General features: G+C 71.4%; 17 protein-coding genes. 9 read left to right on the forward strand and 8 right to left on the reverse strand.

Annotated elements, in window-relative coordinates:
* Nucleotides 1-80 precede the first annotated feature (80 nt).
* Entirely contained in the window at nucleotides 81-2,108 is a 2,028-nt protein-coding gene (locus WMF19_RS17465) for a DsbA family protein (protein WP_437900139.1), read from the reverse strand.
* A gap of 413 nt (nucleotides 2,109-2,521) precedes the next feature.
* The gene (locus WMF19_RS17470; protein ID WP_437900140.1) at nucleotides 2,522-3,016 is read right to left on the reverse strand and encodes a hypothetical protein; all 495 of its coding nucleotides are present in this window, start codon (nucleotides 3,014-3,016) and stop codon (nucleotides 2,522-2,524) included.
* A gap of 289 nt (nucleotides 3,017-3,305) precedes the next feature.
* On the opposite strand from WMF19_RS17470, the gene WMF19_RS17475 reads away from it, so the two are divergent.
* Together WMF19_RS17475 and WMF19_RS17480 are read left to right on the forward strand one after the other, a co-directional pair.
* Nucleotides 3,306-6,152 carry a serine/threonine-protein kinase gene (locus tag WMF19_RS17475; protein ID WP_437900141.1) on the forward strand — a complete coding sequence of 949 codons (2,847 nt, stop codon included), beginning with the start codon at nucleotides 3,306-3,308 and terminating at the stop codon, nucleotides 6,150-6,152.
* Between the two features lie 65 nt (nucleotides 6,153-6,217).
* The gene (locus WMF19_RS17480; protein WP_437900142.1) at nucleotides 6,218-7,741 is read left to right on the forward strand and encodes an MATE family efflux transporter; all 1,524 of its coding nucleotides are present in this window, start codon (nucleotides 6,218-6,220) and stop codon (nucleotides 7,739-7,741) included.
* Between the two features lie 10 nt (nucleotides 7,742-7,751).
* On the opposite strand, the gene WMF19_RS17485 is transcribed toward WMF19_RS17480, so the two are convergent.
* From WMF19_RS17485 to WMF19_RS17505, 5 genes are all read right to left on the reverse strand, one after another.
* Nucleotides 7,752-9,821, reverse strand: a complete 2,070-nt coding sequence (locus tag WMF19_RS17485; RefSeq protein WP_437900143.1) for a bifunctional aldolase/short-chain dehydrogenase — start codon at nucleotides 9,819-9,821, stop codon at nucleotides 7,752-7,754.
* Between the two features lie 46 nt (nucleotides 9,822-9,867).
* Complete coding sequence (gene ahcY, locus WMF19_RS17490; protein WP_437900144.1) at nucleotides 9,868-11,184, reverse strand: adenosylhomocysteinase; 1,317 nt, start codon at nucleotides 11,182-11,184, stop codon at nucleotides 9,868-9,870.
* Complete coding sequence (locus WMF19_RS17495) at nucleotides 11,174-12,286, reverse strand: ArsR/SmtB family transcription factor (protein ID WP_437900145.1); 1,113 nt, start codon at nucleotides 12,284-12,286, stop codon at nucleotides 11,174-11,176. Before WMF19_RS17495 ends, ahcY begins: the two co-directional genes overlap by 11 nt.
* A gap of 250 nt (nucleotides 12,287-12,536) precedes the next feature.
* On the reverse strand, nucleotides 12,537-13,832 hold the full coding sequence (locus WMF19_RS17500) for a M16 family metallopeptidase (protein ID WP_437900146.1): 1,296 nt from the start codon (nucleotides 13,830-13,832) through the stop codon (nucleotides 12,537-12,539).
* The gene (locus WMF19_RS17505; RefSeq protein ID WP_437900147.1) at nucleotides 13,829-15,658 is read right to left on the reverse strand and encodes a peptidylprolyl isomerase; all 1,830 of its coding nucleotides are present in this window, start codon (nucleotides 15,656-15,658) and stop codon (nucleotides 13,829-13,831) included. Before WMF19_RS17505 ends, WMF19_RS17500 begins: the two co-directional genes overlap by 4 nt.
* Before the next feature lie 129 nt (nucleotides 15,659-15,787).
* Here WMF19_RS17505 and WMF19_RS17510 point away from each other — a divergent pair, with 129 nt between their 5' ends.
* The 4 genes from WMF19_RS17510 (at nucleotide 15,788) to WMF19_RS17525 (ending at nucleotide 19,474) form a co-directional block, all read left to right on the forward strand.
* Nucleotides 15,788-16,297, forward strand: a complete 510-nt coding sequence (locus WMF19_RS17510; protein WP_437329729.1) for a hypothetical protein — start codon at nucleotides 15,788-15,790, stop codon at nucleotides 16,295-16,297.
* 124 nt (nucleotides 16,298-16,421) lie between these two features.
* Complete coding sequence (locus tag WMF19_RS17515; RefSeq protein WP_373372243.1) at nucleotides 16,422-16,805, forward strand: PilZ domain-containing protein; 384 nt, start codon at nucleotides 16,422-16,424, stop codon at nucleotides 16,803-16,805.
* 127 nt (nucleotides 16,806-16,932) lie between these two features.
* A complete protein-coding gene (locus WMF19_RS17520; protein ID WP_437329731.1) occupies nucleotides 16,933-17,358 on the forward strand; it encodes a hypothetical protein in 426 nt (141 codons plus the stop codon).
* Nucleotides 17,359-17,368: 10 nt separating this feature from the next.
* On the forward strand, nucleotides 17,369-19,474 hold the full coding sequence (locus tag WMF19_RS17525; RefSeq protein ID WP_437900148.1) for an ATP-dependent DNA helicase: 2,106 nt from the start codon (nucleotides 17,369-17,371) through the stop codon (nucleotides 19,472-19,474).
* 82 nt (nucleotides 19,475-19,556) lie between these two features.
* Here the strand turns inward: WMF19_RS17525 and WMF19_RS17530 are convergent, their stop codons facing one another.
* Entirely contained in the window at nucleotides 19,557-21,209 is a 1,653-nt protein-coding gene (locus WMF19_RS17530; protein WP_437900149.1) for a hypothetical protein, read from the reverse strand.
* A gap of 179 nt (nucleotides 21,210-21,388) precedes the next feature.
* On the opposite strand from WMF19_RS17530, the gene WMF19_RS17535 reads away from it, so the two are divergent.
* The 3 genes from WMF19_RS17535 to WMF19_RS17545 all read left to right on the forward strand — a co-directional run bounded on the left by WMF19_RS17535 (nucleotide 21,389) and on the right by WMF19_RS17545 (nucleotide 25,652).
* The gene (locus WMF19_RS17535; protein ID WP_437900150.1) at nucleotides 21,389-21,976 is read left to right on the forward strand and encodes a gluconate 2-dehydrogenase subunit 3 family protein; all 588 of its coding nucleotides are present in this window, start codon (nucleotides 21,389-21,391) and stop codon (nucleotides 21,974-21,976) included.
* A complete protein-coding gene (locus WMF19_RS17540) occupies nucleotides 21,973-23,619 on the forward strand; it encodes a GMC family oxidoreductase N-terminal domain-containing protein (RefSeq protein WP_437900151.1) in 1,647 nt (548 codons plus the stop codon). Before WMF19_RS17535 ends, WMF19_RS17540 begins: the two co-directional genes overlap by 4 nt.
* 218 nt (nucleotides 23,620-23,837) lie before the next feature.
* A complete protein-coding gene (locus WMF19_RS17545; RefSeq protein ID WP_437900152.1) occupies nucleotides 23,838-25,652 on the forward strand; it encodes a sigma-54-dependent transcriptional regulator in 1,815 nt (604 codons plus the stop codon).
* Nucleotides 25,653-25,937: the final 285 nt, after the last annotated feature.

Raw genomic sequence — 25,937 nt, forward strand, 5'->3', positions numbered from 1 at the left:
ACCGCTCAGCGGGAGCCGCCCGTCGGGTGGGCTTCAGGGAAGGGAAGGGGAACGAAGAGAGCGAACCGCGCGGCGGCGGTTCACTTCGGGGTGGCGGGGGCGGCGGCCGGCTGCGCGGCGGGCGCCGGCTTCTTGACGGGCAGCCCGGCGGGCGCGGTCTCGCCGGCCTCCTTCATGGCCTTGTCGATGAGCTTCTTGAACTTCGAGAACGGCTGGGCGCCGCTGATGAAGTAGCCGTTCACGACGAACGCCGGCGTCCCGCTGATGCCCGCCTTGTCCGCGACGGCGCTCTCGGAGTCCACGAACGCCTTGTGGGTGTTCGCGTCGAGCGCCTTCTTGAACTTCGTCAGGTCGAGGCCCTGCTCCTCGGCGTACTTCTCGAGCGAGGCGCGCGCGAGGCCGTCCGGCTGCCCCTGGTTCTTGAAGAGCTCCTCGTGGTAGGCCCAGAACCCGGCGTTGCCCTTCTGCGCGTAGGCCTCCTGCGCGGCCTCGGCCGCGAGCGGCGCGTTCTTGTGCATCGGCAGCGGCCGGTGGCGCCACACGATCTTCAGCTTGTCGCCGTAGGTCTTCGAGATCTGGGAGACCGTGTCCTCGACGCGCTTGCAGAACGGGCACTCGAAGTCCGAGAAGACCTGCATCACGACCTTGGCCTTCTCGCCGCCCTTCCACGGGCTGTTCGGCGCCGGCGCGGAGACCTCCTTGCGCTCGGGCGGCGGCGGCTCCTTGCCGTCCTTGATGATCTCGGCGTAGAGGTCCTTCGCGGCGACGCCCTTGGCGAGCAGCGCCTCGGACTTCTTCATCTCCTCGTCGATGATCGCCTTGAACTTGTCGATCGGCTGCGCGCCGACGAGCCGGCGGCCGTTGATGAAGAAGTGCGGGGTCCCGGACGCCTGCAGGTCGTCCGCGAGCTCCTGATCGGCGGCGATGGACGCGCCGTGCTTCTTGGTGGCGATCGCGGCCTTCACCTTCTCGACGTCGAGCCCGAGCTCCTTGGCGTAGCCGAGCAGATCCTCGTCGTTGAGCTTCTGCTGGTTCTTCCAGAGCAGGTCGTACGCGTCCCAGAAGCCCTTGTCGCCCTTCTGCGCGCGGGCCTCCATGGCGAGCTCAGCCGCGGGCTCCGCGCGCTGGTGGAACGGGAGCGGGTTGTTCTTCCAGACGAACCGGACCTTGTCCCCGTAGGTCTTGGTGATCTCGTCGATCGTCGGGACGACCTTGCTGCAGAAGGGGCACTGGAAGTCGGACCACTCGACGATGGTGACCAGCGCGGTCGCCGGACCCTTCGCCGGCGCCTCGCCGACGGGCACCTTCCAGACGGTCTTGTCGTCCTCCTGCGGGCGCTCGCGGTCCTTCTGGGGCGGCGCCTTCGCCTTGTTCTCCGCGGCGAGCTTGGCGTACACCTTGTCGGGCTTCGTCCCGGAGGCGACCGCCGCCTGCGCGGCCTTGAGCTGCTCGTCGATGACGGAGGTGAACTTGTCGATCGGCTGAGCGCCGCTCAGGAACACGCCGTTGATGATCGACGCGGGCGTGCCGGTGACGCCCGAGGTCTTGCCGACCGCCATGTCGGCGTCGATCTTGGCCATGTACTCCTGCCGATCGAACGCCGCCTTGAACTTCGCCCTGTCGACGCCGGCGTCGCCGGCCCACTTCTCGAAGCTCTCGGGCGAGAGGCTCTTCTGGTTCTGGAAGGCGAGCTCGTGGAACTTCCAGAACGCCTTCGAGCCGCCGAGGCGGAACACGGTCTCGGCCGCGAGCGCCGCCGGGCGCGCGTTCTTGTGGAAGGGGAGCGGGTTGTTCTTCCAGATGATGCGCAGCTTCTCGGGGCCGTACTTGTCCTTGAGCTGGCTGATCGTCGTCTCGACCTTGCTGCAGAACGGACACTCGAAGTCGCTGAAGACGACCATCGTCACCGGCGCCGCCCGCGAGCCCCACATGGGGTCCTTCGACGACACCGGGACCGCCGCGTCCTCGTCGGTCCACGGCTGACCGTCGTCGACGGCCGCCGAGATCTCATGGCCGCGCGAGCCGGCGCTCCGATCGATGCTCCACATCAGCCCCATCCCTGCGATGAAGCAGAGAAGAAAGCCGACGATGGCTGTTCCCTTGTTCATGATGTTTCCTCTCTCAACGTGGGTGGGGTTCCGCCAGGCGGGCCCCTCCTTCAACGCGGGTGCGGCACCGGGTGCAGCGCCCGCGACAAGATCGCCAATCGTGAGCTCCCGGGGAGGCGCGCCACCCCGGGCCGAGGGAGCCGCCGCCGCGTGCCCGCAGCGCAGCCCCCGGCGGAGCGCCAGAGCCGCTCTCGACCCCTCACGCCGGCGTCTGCGCCCGGCCTCGAGCGCCGCTGGCACGTCGCCCTCGAGAGGGCAAGCCTGCGCGACGTGGGACCGGACCGGCGCCTAGGAGGCTCGGGTCAGACCGGCAAGCGCTCCGGATCTCGCGGCAGCACCGCCCTCGCGCCAGGAGCCGCGGTCTCCGAGAGACCGAGCGGCGCGATCGCGTGCGGGCTGCCGGCGAGCTCGCCTCATCGAGGCGGGTGGTAGACGCCCTGCGCGACGCCGGGACGTGGTCCTCCCGAGACCGCCGCGAACGAGAAAAGCGAGACGAGCGCGTACAGGGGAGGGAGGACGAGCTCAGGAAGGAGCAGCGCCTGGTGCGGAGCGCTGGCGAGCTCGCTCACAGGACCTGGATGCCGCGAGTTCGGCCCGACCATCGGCCCGCCATCGCTCCCGGCGCAGCCTGGCGCCGCGTCGATCCGCGCGTCGGTGATCGGGAGGGTGCGGGGCGGAGCGACGGCGGAGGCTCCGCGGGGATCACAGATGGGCGCGTCCCTCGTCTCGCCCGTCGCATCGTCGACGCTGGTCAAGACGGTGCACGACGGCTCGTCCGGCGGGGCGACGATCGTCATCCGGTCGTCCTCGCACACCGGGATGATCGCAGCGCGCGCTTTCAGCGGCAGGACCAGCGCCAACGCGAACGTCAGCACGGTCATCAGGCGCTGGACAGCGTGTCGCGACATCCCTCGCAAGGATTAGCCGAGGCGTGCAGGGAGAGCAATGGCCCGGATCCCCGAGGGAACGCGGCACTCCGGGCCTTCCTGGACGGATCCCGACGCTTCTCCAGGGTACCGCCCGGAGGACGCCACTTGTCGACAGGGTGTGGATAACCCTGTGGATAAGTTGGAGAGCCCCTGTGTCGAAACGGTGGTTCGAGCAGCCCGCGCCAGCAGGAGCACGGCCGGTTTCAGGGTTGTGCAGCGATCCGCGCGAACTTGGCCCACCTTGTCCTACATCCGGTAGGTTCGCTTCATGGCGAACTCCTCCGCGACCGTGCCTCGCCCGGTTCCTCCGCCCTCGCACGAGCCCAACAAGAGCGGCTTCGCTGCGGACGATGTTCCCCGGCCGCTCGGCCGTTACGTGCTCCTGCGGCGCATCGCCCGCGGAGGCATGGGGGAGGTGTTCCTCGCCTCCACGACCGGGCTGGAAGGGGCCGAGCGCCCCGTCGTCGTGAAGATCATCCGCCGCGAGCACGCGTCCGATCCGAGCTACATCGCCCGCTTCCTCGACGAAGCGCGGGTGCAGGCGCAGCTCCAGCACTCCGGCGTCGCGCAGGTCATCGAGGCGGACGTCGACCCGGCGACAGGGGAGCCGTACGCCGTGGTCGAGCACGTCGAGGGCCGGAGCCTCGGCGAGGTCCGCGCCCGCGCGGTGCAGCTCGGGCACCGCTTCGACTGGGCGGAGGCGGTCGCGATCGCGACGATGATCGCGGAGGCGCTCGCCCACGTGCACGAGCGCAGGGACGCGTCGGGCGCCGCGCTCGCCATCGTCCACCGCGATCTCTCGCCGCAGAACGTGATGCTCGGCTTCGCCGGCGACGTGAAGATCATCGACTTCGGCACCGCCCGCGGGCAGAACCGGCGCTGCCACACGGTCGCGGGCGTCGTCTTCGCGAAGCCGGGCTACGTCGCGCCGGAGGTCGCCAACGGAGATCCGGGCGACGCGCGGGTCGATCTCTATGCGCTCGGGATCATGCTCTGGGAGCTGTGCGCGGGGCGCCGGTTCCTGCAGGGCGACGCGCAGGCGCACATGGCCGCGGTCGCGCGCAACCAGAACGATCCGCCGCCGATCGCGCTGTCGCTCGGGGCTCCCTCGGCGCTCGACGCCGCCATCGGGCGGCTCACGGCCTTCGACCGCGACGCCCGCTACCCGTCGAGCCGCGCCGCCGCGCGCGACCTCGCCGCGCTCCTCGGGGCGGCGGTCGCCCTGCCCGGCGGCGAACGCGGCGTGCGCGCGCGGGCCGCGCACTTGATGCAGCGCCTGTTCCCTGGCGAGCCGGGGCGCTCGCGCAGCGAGTTCGCGGCCCTCGTCGCCGCTGCCAAGGCCCACCGCGCCACGGCCGTGACGCCGGTGAGCCCGCGCGCGGAGGCCATGGCCTCCGCCGAGCGCGTGGACGACGGCACGCTGCCCGGGACGCGCTACCGGCTGCTGCGCGAGATCGGGACGGGCGCGAGCAGCACCGTCCACGAGGCGGAGCACGTCGATCTGGTGCGCCGCGTGGCGCTCAAGGTCGTCTCCGCGGAGCACTCGGCGACCGACGTGGTCGCGAGCCGCTTCCGCCGCGAGGCGCGCGTGCTCTCGCGCCTCTCCCACGAGCACCTCGTGAAGGTCCACGATTTCGGCATGGCCGCGGATGGCCGGCTGTTCTGCGCCATGGACCTCCTGGAGGGCGAGACGCTCGACGCCCTGCTCGTCCGCGGCGACGCGATCGACTGGAGGGACGCGCTCGCGATGGCCGCCAAGGTGCTGAGCGCGCTCGAGCTCGCGCACGCCGAGGGGCTCGTTCACAGGGACATCAAGCCCGAGAACCTGTTCATGACGCGCCCGCGCGGCGCCGAGGGGGCGCTCTCCCTCGCGGACGCCGGCCTCAAGCTGCTCGATTTCGGGCTCGCGAAGCGCCTCTCCGAGGATCGCGGCGAGGCCGACGGCGTCGCGGACGAGACGGGCGCCGGCGAAGGGCCGGCCCGGGCAGCGGTCGCGATCGTCGGGACGCCCGAGTACATGGCCCCCGAGCAGGCCGCGTCGGGGCGCATCGACGGGCGCGCCGATCTCTACGCGCTCGGCTGCGTCCTCTACGAGATGCTCACGGGGCGCCTGCCGTTCGTCGAGCAGAGCCTCGTCGCGCTGATCGACGCGAAGATCAAGGGCAGCCCCGAGCGCCTCCGCGAGCGCGCGCCGACCCGGCAGATCCCGACCTTCGTCGACGATCTGGTGATGCGCGCGCTGGCCCGTCATCCGAGCGTCCGCTTCCAGAGCGCCGCCGAGATGCGAAAGGCCATCCTGGATGCGCTGGGGCAGCCCGCGCGCGCGCGCACCCGCCGCCGCGCGCTGGGGTTCGCCGCGGTGGCCGCCGCGATGACGCTCGCGGGCGTGCTGGTGGTCGGCAAGGGGCGCGAGCTGGTGGCCAGGGTCCCCGCGGTCGCTGCGCTCGTCGGCGCCGCGGGCGAGGCGACCGCGGCGTCGGGCGACGAGGCGCAGCCCGCTGCGCCCGGCGCGCCGGCGGTAGCCGCGGAGGCGCCGGTAGTCGCTGCGGAGGCGCCGGCGGCAGCCGCGGAGGCGCCGGCGGCAGCCGCGGAGGCGCCGTCGCTCGCGGCAGCCTCCTACGCACCGGCGTCCGCCGCGGCAGCTCTCGCAGCTGCCAGCGCGCCAGGACCTGGCGCGGCAGGGCAGGGGAGCGCCACGCCTTCCGCCCTCGCGGCTGTGTCCGCCACCGGAGCTGAGCCCGCCGCGCCCCGCGAGGGAGCCGCGCTGCCCGCGGCGGTGCCGCATGCGCAGGCCGCCATCGCGAAGCGCGACGCGGCGAAGCCATCGGCGAGGGACGAGTCCGCCCGGCGCGCCTCGGCGACGGCCGCGCGCGCACCGGCGCCCAAGGCCGCCAAACCTGCGGCGCGCGGCGCGGCGGATCGCGCCTCCCGCGAGGTCGCGAAGCGCGAGCAGAAGGCGCGCGAGCGATCGTCCTCGTCCGCGGCGCGCGAGTCGGCCGCGCCGACACCCGCGCGTGGCGAGGCTGACACGGCGGCGAAAGACGCGCACGAGGATCGCGGCGAAGCGAAGCGGCGCCGTCACAAGCGGCGGTCCCGGGTCGCGAAAGCGGAGTAGCCCCGCGTCGCGCGGCGCATTTCGCTCGCGCGTGGGCTGCGGCGTTGTATACCGCGCAGCCTGCGATGGCTCAGATCGCCCTGTCCGCGCCGGGTTCGAACGCCGTTACGTCGGGGCCACCCCATCGCGCCATCCTGCGGCTCGCGCTGCCGACCGTGGCGGCGATGCTCACCCAGAGCATCGTCAACGAGGTCGACATCGTCTTCTTCGCGCACCTGCCGTGCCCCGAGTCCTCGAACGCGCACGCGGCGCTCTTGCCGTCGCTGATCGTCCTGTGGCTGTTCGGCGGCTCGCTCAGCGCGATCTCGGTCGGCACGCAGGCGTTCACGGCGCGCCGCTTCGCCGAGAATCGCCCCGGGGACGCTGGCGCCGTCCTCGCGAACGCCCTGTTCTTCGCGCTCGTCGCCGGCGTCGTGTTCTCCGCGATCGGGTACCTGACGATGCCGTACATCCTGTCCGTCATCATCAAGGTGCCGGACGCGCGGCAGGCGGCGCTCGACTACCTCGGCTGGCGCCTGCTCGGCGTGACGTCGATGGCGGCGACGTTCGCGCTGAAGGCGTTCTTCGACGGGATCGGCAAGACGCACATCCACCTGGTCTCGGCCCTCGCGATGAACGGGCTGAACATCGTGCTCTGCCTCCTGCTCATCTTCGGCAACGCCTCGCTCGGCATCCCGAAGTACGGCATCGCCGGCGCGGGCATGGCCGGCTTCATCTCGACCTACGTCGGCCTCGCGATCATGCTCGCGTACGCGCTCCTGCCGGAGTACCGGCGCCGCTACCGCCCGTTCGCCACGAGCAAGCTCTCGGCCCCGCTCGTCTGGTCCATCCTCAGGCTGTCGATCCCGAGCGCCGTCGCCACCGTCGCGATCATGACGGGCTTCGCCCTCTTCTACGCGATCGCCAGCAAGCTCGACCAGGTCGCGCCGGCGGGCGTGGTCTCGCCGCTCTGTCCCGGCGGCCGCGCGGAGCCGGTGTACGGCGCCGCCACCACGGTGATCGTCGGGATCCTGAAGCTCACGTTCACCGCCTGCCTCGCCTTCGGCACGTCGACGGCGACGCTGGTCGCGCAGTCGCTCGGCGAGAAGGACGGCGACAAGGCCGCGCGCTTCGGCTGGACCAGCGTCCGGCTGGGGCTCGCGATCTTCGGGGTCGTCGGCCTGCTCGAGGCGATCTTCGCGCGGCAGATCCTCGCGTTCGCCAGCAGCAGCGAGCTCGTCCAGGCCGCGGCGCTCCGGCCGCTGCAGGTCATGGGCATCTGCACGCCGCTCGTCGCGGTCGGCATGATCCTGACGCAGGCGCTCTTCGGCGCGGGCAACACGCTGTTCGTGATGGTCGTGGAGCTCATCCTGCACTTCACCTGCCTCGTCCCGCTGGCGTGGCTGCTCGGCATCACGCTCGGCTTCGGCCTGATGGGCATCTGGGGCGCCGGCGTCGCCTACGTGGTCCTCCTCGCCGCGACCATGGTGTGGAAGTTCCGCTCGGGGGACTGGAAGAAGATCCGGCTCGACGCCCATAAGCCCCTCGACGGGCCCGCGCTCGGCGAGGGCGGCGGCGGCGGCGGCGGCGCGAGCGCGCAGGGGCTCTGAGCCGACCGGCTCAGCGGGGGAACGCGGCGGCGTTCCCGCCGTCGACGGTCACCACGCAGCCCGTCGTGGCCTCGGCCGTCGCGAGGTAGAGGAACGCCTGCGCCACGTCGGCCGCGGTGGTCTCGCGCCGGAGCAGGTTGTCGCGGAAGTAGTCGTCGACCGAGACGTTGCGGGCGCGGGCGCGCGCCTCCAGCAAGCCGGCGCCGAAGAGCGCGGTGCGGATCCGGTCGGCGTTCACGGCGTTGGCCCGGATGCCCTGAGGTCCGAGGTCCACGGCGTACTGGCGCATGAGCGAGACGAGCGCCGCCTTGGCGACGCCGTAGGGGCCGAAGTCGGGCCCCTGGTTGAACGCGCTCTTCGAGGCGTTGAACAGGATCGCGCCGCCTGATCCCTGCGCGAGCAGCACCCGCGCCGCCGCGCGGGCGACGTTCTGGTGGCCGAGCAGGTTCAGCTCGAGCGAGGCGCACAGCGCCTCGTGCCCCTCGGACGTGTGGAGGGAGCCCGAGAACGCGCGGCCGGCGTTCGAGACGACGACATCGACGCCGCCGAAGTGCGCGGCGCTCTGCGCAAAGGCGCGGTGCACGCTGGCCTCGCTGCGCACGTCGCAGGCGACCTTCATGCAGCGGCCGCGGTAGCGGCCCCCGAGCTCGGCGGCGGCCTTCTCGAGCGACTCCTCGTCGCGATCGGCCAGCACCACGTGCGCCCCCGCGGCGAGGAACGCCGCCGCGGTCGCGTGGCCGATCCCCGAGGCGGCGCCCGTGATCAGCGCGATCCGCCGATCGAGCGGGCCCCGCTGGCCCGCCCCGAGCTTCAGCTTCGCCTGCTCGAGGCTCCAGTACTCCATGTCGAACAGGTCGAGCTCCGGGACCGGCTGGTACCCGCCGAGCGCCTCGGCGGCCTCGATCACGGAGACGGTATGAGCGTAGACGTCCGCGACGATCTCCGCCTCGGCGCGGGAGCCGCCCACGCACAGCGCGCCCGCGCCGGGGAACAGCAGCACCCGCGGGAACGGATCGAGCTCATCGCGGACGACGCCCCGCGCCGCGCAGGAGCGGCGGAAGTACTCGTGGTACTCGGCCACGTACCTCGCGATGGCCTGCTCGACGGTCGCGCGGAACCGCGCCGCGTCGGTGATGGCGTGGGCGTCGATGACGAGCGGCCGCGCCTTGGTGCGGATGACGTGATCCGGCGTGGCGCAGCCGATCTGCGAGACCCTGGCCAGATCGTCGCGCGCGCAGAACGCGAGCAGCTCCAGGCCGGTGCGGAGCGTGCAGACCCAGGGGCGCCCCGACGCGCGTGCGAGCGCTCCGCGGACGACCGGCCCGATGGCGGCCCGGAGGTCCGGATCCGCCGCGACCGTGGGGTGCGAGACGACCACGCTGCGCTCGGCGATGTAGTGCTCGGCGCGCGTCACGGCGTCGATCATGCGCGCGTAGCTCTCCTCGGCGGTGTCTCCCCACGTGAAGACGCCGTGCTTGTCGAGGATCATCAGCGACGGGAGCGCCCCTCGCGCGAGGCGCTCCCGGACGAGCTCCGCGACGCGGCGGGCGAGCGCGAAGCCTGGCATCACGTACGGCACGAAGAGCGCGCCGTCCCCGTAGATCGCCTGGACGACCTCGGCCGAGCCGGGCTGATCGATGACCGCGAGCACCGCGTCCGCGTGCGTGTGATCGACGAACTTCGCCGGGATGATCGCGTGCAGCAGCGCCTCGACCGACGGCGTCGGGCTCGCCGGATCCAGCATCTGGCCGCGCAGGAGCGCGACCATCTGCTCGTCGGTCATCGCCTCGAGCGCGCACGCGCGCTGGAGCGGCGCGAGGCGGCACGCCGGGAAGCCGCGCGGCTCGATGGTCGCGAGATCCCACCCGCTGCCCTTGATGAAGAGCACGTCGACGCGATCGCCGAGCAGGTCGACGGCCGTGCTCTTGACGCTCGTGTTCCCGCCCCCGTGCAGGACGAGCGACGGATCGGCGCCGAGGAGGCGGGAGGTGTAGACGCGGAGGGCGAGATCCTCGCCCCAGGTCGAGGCGTAGGTGTCGAGGTAGTGCTGGGCTTCGTCCTTGCTGTGGCGAGGATCCATCGATCGGCCGCCTACCCCAGCGGCGGAGGCGCCGAAAGCCCGCCGCTCAGTAGCGGTAGTTCTCGGCCTTGAAGGGGCCCTCGGCGGGGACGCCCAGGTATTTCGCCTGCTCCGCCGTCAGCTGGGTCAGCTCGACCCCGAGCTTCGGCAGGTGCAGCGCGGCGACCTTCTCGTCGAGCTTCTTCGGCAGCAGGTGGACGCCGATCGTGTGCTTCTCGGTCCACAGGGCGATCTGCGCGAGGACCTGGTTGGAGAACGAGGTCGACATCACGAACGACGGGTGGCCGGTGGCGCACCCGAGGTTCACGAGCCGGCCGCGAGCGAGGACGATCAGCCGCTTGCCGTCCGGGAAGATGAAGTGATCGACCTGCGGCTTGATGTTCTCCTCCTTGATCTCGGGGTTCTTCTCGAGCCACGCGATCTGGATCTCGGAGTCGAAGTGCCCGATGTTGCAGAGGATCGCCTCGTCCTTCATCGCGATCATGTGCTCCGCCCGGACGACGTCCTCGCAGCCCGTCGCCGTGACGAAGATGTCGGCAATCGGGGCGACGGTCTCGAGGCGCTTCACCTCGTAGCCCTCCATCGCCGCCTGTAGCGCGCAGATCGGGTCGATCTCGGTGATGATCACGCGCGCCCCCAGGCCGCGCAGCGACTGCGCGCACCCCTTGCCGACGTCGCCGTAGCCGCACACGACGGCGACCTTGCCGGCGAACATCACGTCTGTGGCCCGCTTGATCCCGTCGCCCAGCGACTCGCGGCAACCGTAGAGGTTGTCGAACTTGCTCTTGGTCACCGAGTCGTTGACGTTGATCGCGGGCACCTTCAGCTTGCCCGCGCGGTGCATCTCGTAGAGCCGGTGCACGCCGGTCGTCGTCTCCTCGGAGAGCCCGCGGATGGGATCGGCGCCGGTGAAGAGCTCCGGGTGCTTCTCGTGGGCGACGATCGTGAGATCTCCGCCGTCATCGAGGATCATGTTGGGCCCCTTGCCGCCCTTGAAGGCGTAGAGCTGCTGCTCGATGCACCAGTCGTACTCCTCGAGGGTCTCGCCCTTCCACGCGAAGACCGGGATACCGGCCGCCGCGATCGCCGCCGCCGCGTGGTCCTGCGTCGAGTAGATGTTGCAGCTCGTCCACGTGACCTCGGCGCCGAGGGCCACCAGCGTCTCGATCAGCACCGCCGTCTGGATCGTCATGTGGAGGCAGCCGGCGACGCGCGCGCCTTTGAGCGGCTGCGTCGAGCCGTACTCCGCCCTGAGCGCCATCAGCCCGGGCATCTCCTTCTCGGCGATGCGGATCTCCTTGCGACCCCAGTCCGCGAGCGTGATGTCGGCGACCTTGTACGAGAGCTTCTTCTCAGCAGTCATGGTGTCCCTTTGCCTTTTCGGTGAATGCGCTTGTGCGCGCGCCGCGCCAGCCGACGAGCAGCTGCCAAACCAGGTGTCGATCCGGGCCTTCGCCCTGCCATGCGGACGGCAGCCGCCGGAGCTCGACGCCGGAGAGCCCGGCCTCCTCGGCGAGACCCCGGAGGTCGCCCGGCGAGAAGCCGAGCCAGATGTCCGCCTCCTGCTCTCGAAGGGCCTGATCGTGATGCACCTCGTAATCGAGCACGCACACCGCGCCCCCGCGGGCGTGCGCGCCGTCGCCGCGGCCGGGCGCGGCCGGGCGCGCGAGCTCGACGAGCGCGCGCATCGCCTTCGCCGGCTGAGGCGCGTGGTGCAGCACGCGCGCCGCGAAGACCACGTCGGCGCCCCCGGAGAGGGCCTCGTCGGCCCCCGGAGGATCGCCGCCGAGCGCGCGCGCCACGGCCTGGATCACCTCGGGCCCGTCGATCTCGCCGCACACCAGCTCGACGTTCTCGAGGCTGCGCCTCCGCAGGCGCTCCCCGGCGAGCTGCAGCTGGGCGCTCGCGCGATCGAGCGCGACCACGCGATCGAAGACGGGCGATAGCACCTCGAGAAGCGCCCCGTCGCCGGTGCCCGCGTCGACCGCCAGCCGCCTGTGGGGCAAGAGCGGCGCGAGCGCCGCGAGGTAGGCGGCGAGCTCGGACGGCGGCCCCGGGCGCAACGGCCGCCCGCCGCGCGCGAAGAACTCGCGCGTCTCGGCGTCGCGCGCGGCCAGCACCTCCTCGATGCACGCGAGCGTCCCGTCCGCCGCGCACGCGCGCTGGCCCGCGCGCACGGCGTCGTCGACCACGGGATCGGTCGTCGCGCGCGGGTCCAGGCGGAGCAGCGTCCACGTCCCCTGGCGCCGGGCGAGCAAGATCCCCGCCTCGCGGAGCGCGGCCGCATGGCGGGAGATCTTCGGCTGACCCTCGCGGAGCAGCTCGGCCAGCTCTCCGACGGCGAGCTCTTCCGCCGCGGCCAGGCCGAGGAGCCGCACCCGCACCGGATCCGCCAGCAGCCGGTACAGCTCGCACCGCGCGACCGCCTCCTCCGGTTGAGCCGGCGTCTCTACGACCGAGACCATGGCTCATACATATGTGTTGATGCGCATAGATGCAAATAGATTATTCAAGGCCCCGAACGCGCTCGGCTCCCCTCGAAAGCCCCGCTGACACGTATGCCCGGGCACCACGGTTCGCGCGCCGGAGCGAGTAGCAGGGGCCAGCCATGCGCACGGGGGCGCCCTTCAGCGGCCGCCCCCTTACCGGGGCTCCCTCCGCTTCCTCGGCGATCGCCGCTGTCGTGGTGCGTCGCGGCTCTTGGCTCGCGCTGGGTCAACCGAACGAGCGGACGGCCTTCTCCAGCTTCGCCTCTTCCGAGGAGCGGAGCAGGCCCACGGCCACCACGGTCAGGCGCTCCGGCCTGAACAGCGCGCGCGCGGCGTCGCGCACGTCGGCGACGCTGACGCGCGCGAGCTCCTCGTGCCGCGCCTCCGGGGTGCGCGTGATGTCGGCGAGCGCGGCCAGCCCATGGAAGCCGGCGGTCGCCTCGACGTCGTCGAGCATCGCCTCCACCGACCAGAGGTGGCGGTCCCGCGCCTTGGCGAGCTCGTCCTCGCGCGGGCCGACCTCGGCGAGCTCGCGGAGCAACGCGAAGATCTCCCGGACCACCACGGTCGCGCGGTCGTGCTGGACGCCCGCGGCGATGTCGACGACCCCGTCGTCCTCGTAGGCCTCGAACATCCCCGACACGTCGTAGCAGAGGCCCAGCCGATCGCAGATCCGCTCGTACAGCCGCGTCGACATGCCGTCGTCGAGGACGCGGAGCAGCATCTCCACGGCGGGCTCGCGCGGATCGCGCTCGCTCACGCCCCGGAACGCGATCCGTAGATCGGTCTGGCTCGACTGGTTCTCGATGAAGCGGAACCTCGGCTTCTTCTGCCCGTTGGGCGGCGGCGCGGCAGGCACCTGCTCGCCGCGCGGCATGGCGCCGAAGTGCCGCTCGGCCGCCCGCGCGCACGCCTCGGGATCGAGCCGCCCCGCCAGGCAGAGCACCGCGTTCGCCGTCGTGTAGTGCCGGGCGTGGTGCGCGCGCAGCATCGGCTCGTCGAACCGATCGAGCGCCGCGATGTCGCCCGTGATGGTGAACCCGAGCGGGTGCCGCTCGTACATGAGCGCGCGCGCGTTGTTGTCCGCGTCGATGTCGCGCCCCTCGTCGTCGAGGTCCTCGAGGATCTCCTCGCGCACGATGCCTCGCTCGACCTCGATCGCGGTGAAGCGGGGCGACGTGGTCACCTCGCCGAGCAGGGCGAGCACCGGCTCCAGGTTCGTCGGCGGCACGGAGATGCTCATCACGCCGTGGTCGACGTGGGTCGCCGCGTAGAGCGTCCCTCCGAGGCGCTCGAAGGCGAGCGCCTGCGCATGCGCGGACGGCAGCGTCGACGTCCCCCGGAACACCATGTGCTCCAGGAAGTGCGAGATGCCGTTGTTCTGCTGGCTCTCGAACCGTGAGCCGACGCGCAGGTACAGCGAGGCGACCGCCCGGTGGACGTGCGGTTGCGGGACGAGGACGACCTTGAGGCCGTTCGAGAGGACGACGTCGCGCGCGTCACGCAGCGGGAGCGACGTCATTCCCCCTCGTCTTCGAGCGGCAGCGGCGGCTCGCCGGAGCCATCCTCGGCAGGCTTGGACTCCTTCAGGAGGTTCTGGTCGTACTTCACCTCGCTGCCGATCGTCGACTTCAGCCGGCGCACGTACCCGATGAGCGCGTCGTTCTGCTTCGCGGCGCGCATGGCCGACGTGTAGAACTCGCGGTCCTTGTCCCACTGCTCCTGGCTCGCGGAGGTCTTCTCCTTGAGCTGGATCACGGCATAACCGTTCGCCAGCGCCACGACGTCCTTGGGCAGATCGCCCGGCTTGTCGAGCTGGAAGGCGATGCGCGCGGCCTCGGTGCTGTCCTTCGCGTCCGCGATGGGCGAGCCGGAGACGTTGAACGGCAGGCTCGTCTCGACGGTGGGTCGGTTCGGGTGGTTCGCGATCGTATAGGGAGCCCGCGCATCCCCGGCCTCGGCCTGGCCACCCTCCTTCGCGCCCGCCTCCTTGTTCCCGTCCTGCTTCGCCGCGGCGGGCTCGCCGCCCGCCTTCGCGCCCGGCGGCGCGGCGCCCGCCTTCTCGCTCGTTTTCTCCTTCGGTTTCGCCGGCGTGAGCTGGGCCATGTAGGCGGCGAGCGCGTCCTCCAGCGACTTGCCGCCCGCGGCGGCGGCGAGCACCTGCTTCGCGGCCTCGGCCGCGAGCCGCTCCGACTCGTGGGCGATGTAGAGGTCGCGCGCCGCCTCCTGCCGGCCGATCTTCTCGGCCTCGGCGTCCTTCGCGATCTGCTCGAGCTTGATCACGTGGAAGCCGTCTTCGGTCTCGATGAGGTCCGACACGTCGCCCGCCTTCATCTCGAAGAGCTTGTCCTCGACAGGCTTGCTCAGGCGGCCCTTGGCCACGCATCCGAGCTCGCCGCCGCGCGCCGCGCTCGGCCCGTCGCTCGCGGTGCGGGCCACGTCGGCGAAGCTCTCGCCCTTCTTGAGGCGCTGGACCGCGCCCTCGATCCGCGACTTCGCGGCCGCCTTGCCCGCCTCCGGCCCCTGCTCGGCCTCCTCGGGCTTCACCTCGACAACGAGCTCTCGGGCGACGCGGCACTCGGGCTGATACTGCGCCTTCCGCCCCTCCCAGGCTTTGTCGAGCTCTTCTTTGTTGGTGTCGGCCCAGGCCTGGATCGCCTTCTCCGACGTGTCCACGATGAGATCGCTGTAGAAGCGCCGGTCGAAGCGCACGTAGGCGAGCGTCCTGGTGGATTTCTCGCGCGAGAACTGCTCGAACGCCTCATTCTCGCCGACCCGGACCCGCGCCCGGATGAGGTCGCGCATCCGGGCGGCGATGAGCTCCTTCCGCTGGTAATCGCGGAAGTCGGTGGGGCTCATCTTCGTGATGTTCCGGATTTGCTTCTCGTACTGCTTGTTGTCGAATTTCTTCGTTTGCCGGTTGCGAACGTCCAGGTAGCGAGTGAGGTCTTCCCGGAGGCTGAGGGCGTAACCGACCTGGCGGATCTTGTCTGCCGGGAGCGAGACATGCACCCTGCCAGACACGAGCTCGTTCGTGAGCTCGTCGTCCGAGACGGTGATCCCGAGGCGCTTCGCGTCCTCGTTGAGGAGCCACCGCTCGTAGAGCCCCTCCGCCGTGAGCCGTCGGTAACCCATCGCCCGGAGGCGGTTTTCGTCGACGCTCCGCATCGCGAGCAGGTTCTTGGACGCGTTGAAGTCGGTCGAGGAGATGCAGCTGCCTCGGACCTCGACGGCACAGGTCCTCCCCGCCGACTGCACGGGGCCCGTGCTCGGGCGGAACTGGACGATGAAGACGACGGCGATCGCGATGATGATGGCAGCGCCGAAGATTTGGCTCAGTCTGTTCACGAAGGGCTCGCTCCCGGGGCGTGCGCCGCTCGCTCTTCGAGCGGCCTCCCGCCTTGGCCTGGCGCGGCATAGCACGGCGTCGACGGCGTGTCTTTACGGCGGTCGGGAGCGGGGCTAGGGGCTCATGCCATGGCAAGCTCGAAGTCACAGCTCCCCGATTGCGGCCTCTACCTGACGACAAAGCCGCTCCCCGGACACGAGGACAAGGTGCCTGCTGGCACCATCGTTTCCTTCCACAACCACTCGGACAACGGTCTGCCGACGGTCACGACGCCCGACCACAACGTTCACAACCGCTGGCACTTCCACGGTCCTGCGGTCGCGTTCCGGGGCACGACGTGGGCGGACTCCCTGCAGCGCCTCCCCGCCGAAGGGTTCTACACGCTTCGCAAGGAGCTCGCGTTCGACGGCGGCAACTGGCCGAAGGGCACGCTCGTGCAGCTCGGTTACACGCAGGCGGGCATGCCTATCCTGTTCATCGCCCGTGTGCGCTCGCGGCTTCAGGAGAACGACCTCTTCTTCTCCGACAAGGGCGTAGGCATCAAGCGCGAGCAGCTGTCCCTGCTCGAGCCCGTCTCTGTCTTCGAGGAGCCGAGCGACGGCTCCGGCCACCAGCCCGACCACGCAGACGCGCACTGAGCGACCGCCGTAGGGGGCGCATCTTCGTGCGCCATGCAGGACCCGGCTCTCCCGTCCACGCTGAATATCGACCGGAGCCCACATTTCTGTCCCCGGGTACGGCGTGTGCTTGTAATTTTCTTTCGTGATTCGACGCAGAACCCTCACACCCCCGTCCCTCCAGATTCCCCCTGAGCTCCTGGCCAACCGTCGCAGGAGCCCCCGCCGCGAGCTGAGCGAGCGGGTACGCTTGGAGACCGGCGAGCGCGCCGTCGCCGGCTGGACGCTGAACGTGAGCGTCGGCGGGCTCAGGGTAGTGATAGAAAATTCACTCGACCCTGGTACGGAACTAACGGTCTGGCTCGACGGCAGGAGCCCGCGTCCAGGTAGGATAATGTGGGTGCAAGACGAGCCCGACGGATCGATCGTCGGTGTGTGTTTCCTGGATGGTCTGGAGGATCGAGAGGGCATCAACGGCCTGGGGGGCCTGGAAGGCGGCCCCTCGAGGTCGCCGCGATCGAGCTCCTGAGCACACACGAGCGCGCCGGCGTTCCAGAGCGCCACACGTGGTCGGCGCTGTCGGCTTGACGAGGCACCCGCAATTTTGCGATGGATGTTCCTGCTGACAGCTGGGGGTAGCCGGAAACCAGCGGAAGATGCCGACACCCGCGGAGATAAAGAAGGCCCTGCTCCAGGCCGGATTCGAGGTCTACCGCACCCGGGGCGACGCCGTGCAGGTCGCGGAGCGGGTGCGTGAGAACCTCCTCATGGACTCGGGGATCGTCGTGGGCGCGGAGCCGCTGCGGGTCGGGTTCGTCGTGCGCGCCCAGCGCAACGATTTCCCGGGGGCGGCGGACGAGCAGCTCTTCGAGCGGGCGCGCGGGATGGCCGAGGCCGCCGTGGCGCATGGCTACACCGAGGCCGAGGCCGCCCTCCGCCACGTCCGCGACCCCGGCGACGCCGAGCGGACGCTCGATACGTGGTGCGAGGTCCACTTCGAGAAGCGCGTGGCGTCGCTCGAGCTCGCCGTCAGCGAGGTGGGGTTCGCCCTCTCGCTGGAGAAGACCGCCCTGCCGCGCTGAGCGGTACGCGATGCCCTTCGATCGAGCCGCGAGCCTGCTCGGGCCCTCTGGCCCGTTCGCGCGTGGCCTGGACGGGTACGAGGACCGAGAGGGGCAGGTGGCGATGGCGAGCGCCGTCGAGCGGGCGCTCGCGGAGGACCGCATCCTCCTTTGCGAGGCGGGCACCGGGACGGGCAAGACGCTCGCCTACCTGGTGCCCGCGATCCTGAGCGGTCGCAAGGTCGTCGTCTCGACCGCGACGAAGGCGCTCGAGGACCAGATCTACACGAAGGACCTGCCGCTCGTGGCCGAGCACCTCCGGCTGGATCCGCGCGCGGCGCTGGTGAAGGGGCTCGGCAACTACCTGTGCCTGCGGCGCTTCGGCGAGCTCCGGACGAGCCCCGGCGCGGGCGCCGGGATCGCGGGGCGCTCGCTGCCGCTGATCGAGGCGTGGGCGCAGGAGACCGAGATGGGCGACGTCGCGGAGCTCGCCCACCTCGCCGAGGGGGATCCGCTCTGGCGAGAGGTCGCGTCGTCCAGCGAGACGCGCCTCGGCGCCTCGTGCGAGCACTTCGAGCGGTGCTTCGTCACGCGGATGAAGCGCGACAGCGAGGCGGCGCGCCTCCTCGTCGTCAACCACCACCTCTTCTTCGCGGATCTCGCGCTGAAGATCGCCGGAGCGCGCCGCGGCTTCGCCGGCGCCGGCGCGCTCCCGCCGTACGATGCGGTCATCTTCGACGAGGCGCACCAGCTCGAGGACATCGCGACGGGCTTCTTCGGCGTCCGCGTCTCGCGCGCGCGGGTCGACTCGATGCTGCGCGACGCGGACCGGGCCTTCATCGCGTCGGGCCTCGCCGATCGCATCCTCGGGCGGGGCGAGGGGACGGCGATCACGGCCGTCGTGCGCGAGTCCGCGGACGCGCTCTTCGATCGGCTCGCCTCGCTGGGCGGCGCCGCCGGCGGTGGGGATCGCGGCGAGGCCCGGAGCCCGCTCGCCAGGGACGCCTGGTCGGGCGAGCTGCTCGACGCGTACCACCGCCTCGACGACCACCTCGAGGCGCTCGCGGCGTACGCGAGCGCGAACGCGATCAGCGAGGCGGTGCAGCTCGTCGGCAACCGCGCCGCGCAGCTGCGGGACGACGCGGCGCGCATCGTCGACCCCGCGACGAACCAGGTCACGTGGGTCGAGGTGCGCGGCCGCGCCGTCTCGTTCGGCGCGTCGCCGGTCGATCTCGGGGACATGCTGCGCGAGCACGTCTTCGAGCGGATCGGCGCCGTGGTGCTGACGAGCGCCACGCTGACGACGAGCGGCTCCGCCGGGGCGAGGTTCCGCTTCCTCCGCTCGCGCATGGGCCTCGACGAGGACGTGTCGGTCCCTGTCGACGAGCTCGAGGTCCCGTCGCCCTTCGACTACCCGACCGCCGCGCTGCTCTACACGCCGCGCGATCTCCCCGAGGCGACCGACGCTGCGTTCGTCGAGCGCGCCGCCGATCGCGCGGCCGAGCTCATCGGGATCACGGGCGGCGGCGCGTTCCTCCTCTGCACGTCGATCCGCGCGATGAACGCGCTCGCCGCGGCCCTCCGCGTCCGGCTCGCGCGCGCCTCGGCGGTCGCCCGGGCGGACGGGAGCGCTCCGGGGCGGCAGGCTCCGCTGCTCGTGCAGGGGGACGCGCCGAAGGGCGCGCTGCTGCGCCGCTTCCGCGCGGAGCGGCACGCGGTGCTCGTCGCGACGATGAGCTTCTGGGAAGGGGTGGACGTCCCCGGCGAGGCGCTGCGCCTCGTGATCATCGAGAAGCTCCCGTTCGCCGTGCCGACCGATCCCGTCGTCGCGGCCCGGTGCACGGCGATCGAGCAGGGCGGCGGCAACCCGTTCATCGCCTACAGCGTGCCGCAGGCCGCGATCACCTTGAAGCAGGGCTTCGGCCGGCTGATCCGCGCGCGCACCGATCGCGGCATCGTCGCGATCCTGGACCGCAGGATCCGCACGCGCGGCTACGGCCGCGTGCTGCTCGACAGCTTGCCCGACGCGCGCCGGACCGACCGCATCGAGGACGTGCGCGCGTTCTGGGCGGCCCGCGCGGCCGACGCGGAAGCGGAGCGAGGAGCAGCGCCGGCCGGGACAGGCGCGCGGACGTGAGGCGCGGAGCGAAGGGGCCGCGAGGCGAAGCGCGCGATGAGGCGCACGCTCCGGCGACGCGCGCTCTTCGTCGGAGCGCTCGTCAGGGATACGACGTCTTCCCGTAGATGCACCAGGCGCCGCCCTTCCGGAGGGCGATGGCCTGGAGGAGCCTGTAGTCCGCCTTGAACCTGGGGTCGTCGTACGAGGCGCGGGAGGAGGGCACCGTCGGGTTCTTGCAGTCGATCCCGGAGGAGATGACCAAGAAGTAACGCGGGTTCTTCGCGAAGATCGCGTCGGTGTAGCCGGCCCCGACCTTGTGCGTGTACCCGCCCGGCAGGCGGGAGACCTCGGGGCTGAGAAGGCCGAGCATGTCCACCACCGGGAAGCCCGTGCGGTAACCGACGTAGCCGATGTCGGCGAGCGCGATGGGGCCAGGCTCCGCGTTCTGGGCGAGCCACTCCGCGGAGCGCCCTGCCGCGTCGTCCCAGAAGCCCTTGTCGTTGACGAGGAGGTTCCGCTGGGCCCGCACGAGCTCGCCGGCGCGGGTCGCGATCGTGATCGCGCCGAACGCTGCGATCGCGAGCGACGCCACGCGCTCGCGGCGCGCTGCGATCGCGCGGACCGCGTCGTCGGCGAGCAGGAACGCGAACGGCTCTGCCGGCGCGAGGAACCGGAAGTAAGGCATCCAGTCGCCGCCCACCGCGACGACGTACACGCCGAAGAGCAGCGCGATCGACGCGATCGCGAGGCCGCTCCGGCGCCGGTGGACGATGGACGAGGCGACCGACAGGAGCCCGAGCCACAGGAAGGCGCCGGCGTGCTGCGCGTACTTGCGGACGTAGTCGCCCCCGCCCTGGATCTGCAGCGCGAAGTCGCCCGTCTTCGCGGCGAGCGTGTTCGGGAGCCATGCGCCGTAGTAGCTGTGCCGCCACACGAGGTGCGCGGCGACCGGGAGCGCGAACGCGAGCAGGCGCAGCACGCTCCGGCGCGAGAGCGCCTGCTCCGAGTGCCAGACGACGAGCAGCCCGAGGAACAGCGGCGCCTCCGGGCGGGTGAGCGCGGCGAGCGCGAACACCGCGCCGGACAAGGGGAACCAGGGGAACCAGGAGAAGACGAGCGCGGGTCGAGCGCCGCCGTCGTCGCTGGCGGCGTCCTCTTCGCGGAAGAAGAGCTCGGTCCCCACGAGCGTGAGCAGGAGGAACAGCGGCGTCTCCAGCCCGAACACCGCGTAGCCGGAGAAGAGGACGCTCATCGCGAGCAGCCACGTCGCGAGGCAGGGCACGTTCGAGAACGGACGCAGCCGCCGGGAGAGGAGGTAGGTCGGGACGAGCGCGCCTGCAGCGCAGGCGGCGCCGAGCACCTTCGACGCCGCCGCCGGCGCCGCGCCGAGCTTCACCGCCGCGGCGAGCAGCACCGTCCAGAGGAAGTTCGTGTAGCCCTCGACGCGCTCGCCCACGTTGTAAACGAGCCCGTTTCCGTTCGCGAGGTTCTCCGCGTACCGGAACGAGATGTACGCGTCGTCGATCGTGAAGCTCGCGACGCGGAGCGCGGCCGCGATCGTGATCACCATCGGCGCGAGCAGCCCGAGCGTGAGCTCCAGCGAAGCGGGGAGGGGAGCGCCAGCGAGCCAGCTTCGAAGATCGCGCGCCGGCGAGGCGTGGCGCTCCGCTCCCGACGGCTCCTCGCCTTCGAGGGACTCGTCGTATCCCACCTCCTCGCTCCTCTCCCCTGCGGTCACGGGCTCGTCGCTCATCGGGCGCCGACCATACCGCGATTGTCACAGCCACAACGTCGAGCTGCGTAAATCAGGACAGGATGGTGCGCGCACATCCCGACGCAGTGCGAACGAAATTGCGCACTCCGACTGTAGGACTACGCTGTCGAGGCAGCCACGGCGACGGCTTCCCGTGCTGACAAGGAAGGAGTCGAGTGATGAGCGAGCTCGTTGCGCACCTGCCCGTGATCGGTCCCGTCGTCGCCCTGGTGGCGCTCGCCCTCGCCGCCGCCTTCCTCGTGCGAAGGGCGTCGGCCCCTGCTGCTCCCTCTTCCGCGCTGTCCGTGAAGGAGCGGGCCATCGTGGCGGCCTGCGCTGACGCCCTGTTCCCGGCCGGGGGTCCAATCCCGGTCTCCGGCACGGAGGCCGGGCTGGTCGAGTACATGGACCGCTACGTCGCGCGCACGCCGCGGCCTCTCCGGCCCTACATGCGGCTGCTCTTCCACTTCGTCGAGCTCTCGCCGTGGGTCTTCGGGCCGCGCCGCGCCCGCTTCACGCGTCTCCCGCAGGCCGATCGCATCGCGGTGCTCGCGTCGATGGCGCAGAGCTGCATCTATCTCCGACGGGTGACGTTCCTCTCGCTGCGGACGATGCTCTCGATGGGCTATCTCGCGAACGAGAAGGTCGCCGGCGCGATCGGCGTCGCCTGCTGCGCCACGCCCTTCGAGCGCCGCGCCGCCGGGAGAGCGGCGGGTGAGCCCGCCGCCGCGGCGCCCCCGTCGCTCGTGCCGGGGGTGACGGCATGAAGCTCCCCGTCTTCCCGGAGCCGCCTCGCGCCGTGAGCCGCGAGCGCGGCGAGCGGCGCTCGCTCTCCGAGGCCACGCTCCGATCGCGGGGCGCGGTGGAGCCGCTCGCGCCCGGCGAGCCGCGCACCCAGGTGAAGGTGTTCGCCGACTACGAGGGCGAGGTGCGGGCGTCGTGCGAGGTGCTCGTCGTCGGCTCGGGTCCGGGCGGCGCGGTCGTCGCCAAGGAGCTCGCCGAGGCGGGGCGCGACGTGATCCTCGTCGAGGAGGGGCCGCCGCTCGGGGTGGAGGATTTCCGCCAGGAGGCGGGCGAGTCGCTCTCGCGCACGCTGCGCGAGGGCGGGATGCGCGCCGCCCGCGGGCGCATGCTCATCCCGACCATGCAGGCGATCGCGCTCGGGGGCGGCTCGGTCGTCAACTCGGCCATCTGCGCGCGCTCGCCCGCCTGGGTGTTCGACAAGTGGGCAGAGCGGACCGGCACGGCCTCGCTCACCCTGGACGCGCTGCTGCCCCACTACGATCGCGTCGAGCGCTTGCTCGGCGTCTCGCCCACGCCGATGGAAGTGCAAGGCGAGCGCAACCTGCGCTTCAAGCGGGGCTGCGATGCGCTGGGGCTGTCGAGCGAGCCGACCCACCGCAACGTGCGCGGCTGCCGCGGCTCGGGCGAGTGCTTCACGGGGTGCCGCAACCGCGCAAAGATGTCGACCGACGTCTCGTACGTCCCCGCCGCGATCCGGGCGGGCGCGCGCGTCTTCACCAGCGTGCGCGCCGAGCACCTGCTCCTCTCCGGCAGGCGCGCCGCCGGGATGCGCGGGCGCACGATCGAGCCCTTCACGTGGCGCGAGGGGGCGCCCGTCGAGATAAGGGCGGAGCTCGTCGTGCTCGCGGCCGGCTGCATGGCGACCCCGCTCATCCTGCTCCGCAGCGGCGCCGGCGGCTCGAGCGGCTACGTGGGCAACGAGCTGCAGCTCCACCCGGGGCTCGCCATCATGGCGGTGTTCCCCGAGCCCATCGATCCATGGGAGGGCGCGACCCAGGGCTATCATTCGCTCCACTTCATCGAGCAAGGGATCAAGCTGGAGGTCCTCTGGTCGCCTCCGGCGGTGCTCGCCGCGCGATTCCCCGGCTTCGGGCACGACTACCAGCATCACCTCCGGACATACAACCGGATGGCGCCGTTCGACGTCATCATTGCTGCCGAGCAATCGCGCGGGACGGTGCGTCCGAAGCGAGGCAGCTGGGACCCTGATGTGCGATTCGACTACGCACCGCGCGACGTCGAGAAGATCCAGCGCGGTCTCGGCATCCTGTCCGACATCTGCTGGGCGGCGGGGGCCTCGTCGATCCTGCCCGGGTTGCACGGGGTGCCCGACGAGCTGAGGTCGCCGAAAGAAGCCGAGATCCTGAAGAGCAAACGGCTCGACGGACGAGACACGATCACCGCGGCGAATCACGCCTTCGGCACGGCGCGGATGTCGAGGCGCCCGCAGGACGGGGTGGTCGATGAGGAGGGGCGCTGCCACGATCTGGACAATGTGTACGTCGCTGACACGAGCGTCTTTCCTGGAAGTCCCGCAGTGAATCCGATGCTTACGTGCATGGCGCTGGCCGATCGGATCGCATGCGGCATCATCGAGCGCTGGTGAGGCGCGCGGCGGCGTGTCACCACAGGAGTCAGTGAGCCAGGGGCGCCGCATCCGTCGGGCAGGCACGGCATGTCGCGGACGGTATGTGAGGGGGGCTTTGCACCCGAGAAGGAGGCAACTCCCGAGTTGATACGAGGCCCCCGCGAGGTACAAGTTTAACGGCACGTTTCAACTCGCACGGGGCCGAGCCGTCCGTCCGCCGAGCTGGGAGGGAAGCTTTGGGACCGAACGCAGTTTCAGCTGCAATTCCGCGCGGACAAGCGCGCTCGCCGCATCGGAGCCACAGCCATCACGGCCGTGTCCTCCTCGTCGAAGACGAGCCCGACCAGGCGGCCATCCTCGAGGCGGTGCTGCGCCACGAAGGGCTCGACGTCGTCGTCGCGTCGAGCGGCGAGCAAGCGCTCGAGATCCACCAGCGGACGCCGGCTGACGTGCTCGTCACGGATCTCAACCTGCCGGGCATGACGGGGGTCGATCTGATGCGCCGGCTCTCGCCCGGCGAGCTCGAGGGGCCGGAGCCGAAGGCGCCGCCGCCCCACGTGGTCATGGTCACCGGCGCGGCGTCGATCACGAGCGCCGTCGACGCGCTCAAGCTGGGAGCGGCCGACTACCTCCAGAAGCCGCTCGATCCGGCGCGCCTCGTGCTGCTCGTGCGCGAGCTCCTCTCGTCGCCGCCGACCGAGTTCGACGACGACGATCCCCTCCATGGGCAGCTCGTGTTCGAGGGGATGATCGGCGGTTCGCCGCGGATGCGGGAGGTCTTCACCCGCATCGATCGCGTCGCCGCGACGATGGCCCCCGTGCTCATCGTCGGCGAGAGCGGCACGGGCAAGGAGCTCGTCGCGCGCGCCATCCACAACCGGAGCCGCCGCCGCGCGGGCCCGTTCGTGCCGGTCCACACGGGCGCGATCCCGCGCGAGCTCATCGGCAGCGAGCTCTTCGGCCACGAGAAGGGCTCGTTCACCGGCGCGTTCGCGGCTGCGGAGGGCAAGTTCGAGGCGGCGGCTGGCGGCACCGTCTTCCTCGACGAGGTGGGCACGATGGACGCGGCCGTGCAGGTCAGCCTCCTGCGCGTGCTCGAGACGTACCGGTTCACGCGCGTCGGCGGCCGCAAGGAGATCGAGGCCGACGTCCGCGTCGTCGCCGCCACGAACAAGGACCTGCTCGACCTCGTCGACGACTGCGTCTTCCGCGAGGACCTCTACTACCGGCTCAACGTGTTCACGGTGACGCTGCCCCCGCTGCGCGAGCGCAGGGAGGACATCCTGCCCATCGCCGAGCGCTTCCTGCTGAAGTTCGCCAAGCGCTACGGCACCCCGGCCCGCCGCCTCTCGGACGCCGCCGTCGAGCGGCTGGCCGAGCACGACTGGCCCGGCAACGTCCGCGAGCTGCGCAACGTCATCGAGCAGACGGCGCTATTCGCCTCGAACGAGCTGGTGTCGGCCAACGACGTCCAGCTCGGCCAGGGCCGGATCGAGCGGCGCGCGGGCCGGCGTTCCTATGACAGCATCCCGTCGACGAGGGTGGCGGCGCCGGTCGCCCCTGCCGAGCCGGCCGAGCCGCTCTCCGTGCCGATCGTTCATGCGGCCGACCTGGTGGTCCCCTCCGAGCCCGTGCCGTCGCACGTCGGCGCGCAGCCCGTGCCGTCCTCCATCGGCCCCGCCTCGATGCCGCGGAGGCCGGGGGAGGCGGGCACGCACGAGGCCGAGCCGTCGCGGGACGCCGGCGAAGCGGCGGAGCACCCGCTCGTGCTGCGCCTTCCGGTCGGGACGCGCCTGGCGGATGCGGAGCGCAAGCTCATCCTGCTGACCCTCGAGGCGGTGCGCGGCAACAAACAGCGCGCCGCCCGCGTGCTCGGGATCAGCCGCCGCGGCCTGTACTCGAAGCTGCAGGCGTACGGGGAGCACGTGGGGAGCCACGAGGCCCAGGGGCACAGCGAGAGCGCCGAGCCGCAGGACCCGGTCGACGACGTGCCGGTCGTCACCGACGAGCCCGCCCTGGAAGAGCTCGGCTCCGCGCGCGGCGACGCCTGACGGGCATCCTTGCCGCTCCGCGCCGCGAACCCACACCGCGCCGCGCCGCGAGCTCACACCGCCACACCGCATGTTCGCAGTACCGCAGCAATCACGGGTCGCGCGGGCGCGTCGAGTGTGAGCCGCCTCCCAGCGCGGATGGGCGCCTGAGCCCCGCCGCGAGGCGGCTGGTCGCACTCCTGGACCCGACCTGCGCGCTGCTGCGCCGCACCCCGACAACGGTCCCGTCGGCGGTCCGTCCCTTTGTGCTTTACGAAGGGACGACGACCTCGGCTATCGTAAAGC

Source organism: Sorangium sp. So ce124 (assembly GCF_051525235.1).
Classification (GTDB): domain Bacteria; phylum Myxococcota_A; class Polyangia; order Polyangiales; family Polyangiaceae; genus Sorangium; species Sorangium atrum.

Excerpts from the sequence above, each read along its gene's own strand:
- WMF19_RS17465 (WP_437900139.1), bottom strand. The coding sequence starts at position 2,108 with ATGAACAAGGGAACAGCCATCGTCGGCTTTCTTCTCTGCTTCATCGCA.
- WMF19_RS17470 (WP_437900140.1), bottom strand. The coding sequence starts at position 3,016 with ATGTCGCGACACGCTGTCCAGCGCCTGATGACCGTGCTGACGTTCGCG.
- WMF19_RS17475 (WP_437900141.1), top strand. The coding sequence starts at position 3,306 with ATGGCGAACTCCTCCGCGACCGTGCCTCGCCCGGTTCCTCCGCCCTCG.
- WMF19_RS17480 (WP_437900142.1), top strand. The coding sequence starts at position 6,218 with ATGGCTCAGATCGCCCTGTCCGCGCCGGGTTCGAACGCCGTTACGTCG.
- WMF19_RS17485 (WP_437900143.1), bottom strand. The coding sequence starts at position 9,821 with ATGGATCCTCGCCACAGCAAGGACGAAGCCCAGCACTACCTCGACACC.
- ahcY (WP_437900144.1), bottom strand. The coding sequence starts at position 11,184 with ATGACTGCTGAGAAGAAGCTCTCGTACAAGGTCGCCGACATCACGCTC.
- WMF19_RS17495 (WP_437900145.1), bottom strand. The coding sequence starts at position 12,286 with ATGGTCTCGGTCGTAGAGACGCCGGCTCAACCGGAGGAGGCGGTCGCG.
- WMF19_RS17500 (WP_437900146.1), bottom strand. The coding sequence starts at position 13,832 with ATGACGTCGCTCCCGCTGCGTGACGCGCGCGACGTCGTCCTCTCGAAC.
- WMF19_RS17510 (WP_437329729.1), top strand. The coding sequence starts at position 15,788 with ATGGCAAGCTCGAAGTCACAGCTCCCCGATTGCGGCCTCTACCTGACG.
- WMF19_RS17520 (WP_437329731.1), top strand. The coding sequence starts at position 16,933 with ATGCCGACACCCGCGGAGATAAAGAAGGCCCTGCTCCAGGCCGGATTC.
- WMF19_RS17525 (WP_437900148.1), top strand. The coding sequence starts at position 17,369 with ATGCCCTTCGATCGAGCCGCGAGCCTGCTCGGGCCCTCTGGCCCGTTC.
- WMF19_RS17530 (WP_437900149.1), bottom strand. The coding sequence starts at position 21,209 with ATGAGCGACGAGCCCGTGACCGCAGGGGAGAGGAGCGAGGAGGTGGGA.
- WMF19_RS17535 (WP_437900150.1), top strand. The coding sequence starts at position 21,389 with ATGAGCGAGCTCGTTGCGCACCTGCCCGTGATCGGTCCCGTCGTCGCC.
- WMF19_RS17540 (WP_437900151.1), top strand. The coding sequence starts at position 21,973 with ATGAAGCTCCCCGTCTTCCCGGAGCCGCCTCGCGCCGTGAGCCGCGAG.